General features: G+C 63.4%; 1 protein-coding gene. It reads left to right on the top strand.

What is annotated here, in order from left to right; genetic code table 11:
* Positions 1 to 107 precede the first annotated feature (107 nt).
* Complete coding sequence (locus SxD43FB_RS23475) at positions 108 to 1,478, top strand: IS1380-like element ISSp1 family transposase (RefSeq protein WP_013039223.1); 1,371 nt, start codon at positions 108 to 110, stop codon at positions 1,476 to 1,478.
* The last annotated feature ends 168 nt before the right edge of the window (positions 1,479 to 1,646 follow it).

The raw sequence follows: 1,646 nt of genomic DNA, 5'->3' as shown, positions 1-1,646 counted from the left end.
CCCGCCTTATTCACCAAAAGTGTCCTGAAGGGTTGGCGGGAGTGGCGTAAGCCTCTGATCTGAATTAGGAACTGGGTGTCTAAGCCGAACCTGCCGCAGGGCAGAAAATGCCACGGGCCACACCCGCCATGAACGATGATATCGCAAGCTCATTTGGATTCCCAGCAGTCGGCCGCAAGAAAATCACAGCTGCGTTCGACGGTGGCCGGCTTACCTCGGATGGCGGTGTTCTACTGCTTGCACAGGCCGAGCGCGCGATGGGGATTTGCCAGCGCCTGGCGGCTTGTATTGCCGATCCGCGCGATCCAGCGCGGGTGATCCATCGCCTGGATGACATTCTGCGTGCCCGTGTGTTCGCGATTGCGTGCGGCTATGAGGATGCCGATGATCTCGATGCTCTGCGCGACGATCCAGGCTTCCGCCTGGCGCTCGGCAAGCTGCCGGAATCGGGCGCGGGGCTGGCCAGCCAACCGACGATGAGCCGGTGGGAAAATGCACCGACTACGCGCGAACTGGCCAGCATGATGGCCGCGATGATCGACATCTACTGCGCCAGCTATCCCGCCCCTCCGACAGCGGTCACGCTGGATATCGACGACACGTGCGACGTCGTGCATGGCTATCAACAGCTCTCGTTCTGGAACGGGCATCATGGGGAGCGCTGCTTCCTACCGATCCATATCTACGACACCGCGACCGGCAGGCCGGTGGCCATGCTGCTGCGCACAGGCAAGACGCCTTCTGGAAAGGAGGCGGCGGGGCACATCCGACGCCTGGTGCGTCACCTGCGCCGTAATTGGCCCGATACCCACATCACTATCCGCGGCGACGGGCACTATGGTCGACCCGAGGTCATGGCCTACTGCGATGCGGCCCGCGTCGATTACGTGTTCGGCCTGCCCACCAATTCAGCGCTGCGCGCCGATCCCGCCATTGTTGCGGTCGCCGATGCCTGCGCGGTCAAGCGCGCCCAGCGTCAGTGTCCCGTCCTGCGCAACTATGCCGAGACCCGCTATGGGGCAAAGACCTGGAAGTGCCAGCGTCGCGTCGTTGCACGGATCGAGGCCAGCACGCTGGGCATGGACATCCGCTATGTCGTCACCTCGTTGGCAACAGGATCGGCCGAGCACATCTACGACACGCTCTACTGCGCGCGTGGTCAGGCCGAGAACCTGATCAAGCGCCACAAGTCCCAGCTCGCCAGCGACCGAACCTCGTGCCGCTCGGCCAATGCCAATCAGATGCGCCTGATACTGCACACTGCCGCATACTGGCTGCTATGGCGCATCCAGCAGGCGATGCCCAGGACCGCTGCTCTGGCAAGCGCGGAGTTTACCACCTTGCGCCTGCGGCTGCTCAAGGTCGCTGCGCGCGTCGTAGAAAGTGCTAGCCGCATCCGCATTGCCTTCGCTTCCGCCTGTCCGGATGCCGACCTGTTCCGCGCCCTCGTTCTCCGGCTGAAGCCTGCGCCGACGTAGCCCATGCGGCAGCGCCGCAGAACTCCGAGCCCAGCCCTTCAACCCGAAAAGCCCATCAATCCGAATGCGGTGAAACAAACGCCAGCGATGCCGGTCGTCCGCGCAATACAGCCAGCCGCAGCAAATGCCCAGAGCGGGCCCGAAACCGAGCGTCGTGAATAAGAGAGG

It is taken from the genome of Sphingobium sp. D43FB (assembly GCF_002312805.1).
Lineage (GTDB): Bacteria > Pseudomonadota > Alphaproteobacteria > Sphingomonadales > Sphingomonadaceae > Sphingobium.
This window is presented reverse-complemented; position numbering and strand designations above follow the sequence as displayed.